The sequence below is a fragment of the Dyadobacter sp. genome (assembly GCF_051859145.1).
Taxonomy (GTDB): Bacteria; Bacteroidota; Bacteroidia; order Cytophagales; family Spirosomataceae; genus Dyadobacter.
In genome coordinates this window covers 1-1,171 of record NZ_JBHYGF010000149.1, presented here as the reverse complement: position 1 = coordinate 1,171, position 1,171 = coordinate 1, and the positions used below count along the sequence as shown (strand labels likewise).

Here is a 1,171-nt window from a genome sequence, read left to right as displayed (position 1 = left end):
AATTCGGTAATGTGTAACAGACCATGCCCTACGTTTACAGATGCAATGATCACCTTGAGTAAATGGGGTTGCTGCACACGGACAAAGTGATTAGTAGTGATTTTGCGCTCAATAAGTTGTGGAATTGAAACTGTTTCCATATACTTTGCGCCATATACCCCTTGAGGTTGTTGTGCACCTGAGTCGTGGTAGGATAATCCACCTCGTAAATGTAGCCCGTGAGCAATCCTCCCGCGAGAGGAAAATAACATATTGCGCTCATACGAAGTGTTCCGCCATTGGAATCAATTCACGCTCGCCCGTACTTTGCATCAGTTATAATCGATCTGTAACGCTGTCGAAAGGTACAGCGCCGAAAATGCTTGCTACTTTCTAGGCATGAGAATCTGCCATTAAGGCTAAACGTTTCTTGTTTGTACGTAACGAATTAAGCTAAGAGCTGTCTTACTGCACTGACAAGTTTACATGTAGTATTCCCGACAACCTAAATACCTCGATCCTTAGGTAAACGGCTACTGCTGCCGGATTAAAGGTATTAGAAAAGGCTCTCTGATATGCCGGATGATAGCTCCCTGTATCGGACTATCAGGGATTTGGTAAACCAGCTGCGGAAGATCAAGCGTTGGACAGCAGGGAACGTGTGACAGATTAAAAAGATAAGAAATAATGGGTAATGTCGGATGAATATTAATTCAACTTGCTTTCACAATGTCCAAAATTTCTCCTGCGCTAGCTACCAGATAGTCTGGCCTAGCGGCAGCGGCTGTTTCTTTGTTGTCATAACCCCATTCAACCCAGGCGATTTTGACACCCACTTTTTGACAAGCAATGATGTCCCTCGTTTCGTCTCCTACATAGAGGACTTGGTTGGCACCGAGGTCATACTTTTTAAGAAATTTAGCGATCAGTTTATCTTTCCCAAACAGGCTGGCCTTACAATAAATTTTGCTGATAGACTCGACATTATTAGATAAAAGAAAACGTGTAATATTTTGTTCGGTATTAGACGAGATGATTGCTGTCTGGCAGCCTAAATCGTTAAGCCCTACCAGCAGCTCTTTGATCCCGTCAAAGATTTTCACCTGTTGAAGCTCTGTTTTGTATAGCGACAAGAATTCCGATGCTATCAACGGAATTCTATACATGGGGACATCGAGATACTTGCAACGCT

At 43.1% G+C, this 1,171-nt stretch carries 1 protein-coding gene; it reads right to left on the bottom strand.

Annotated elements, in window-relative coordinates; translation table 11 throughout:
- Window positions 1-692 precede the first annotated feature (692 nt).
- Window positions 693-1,171: HAD hydrolase-like protein (locus tag ACTIE6_RS10260; protein ID WP_439556549.1), on the bottom strand; the 479-nt coding region annotated here is incomplete at its 5' end.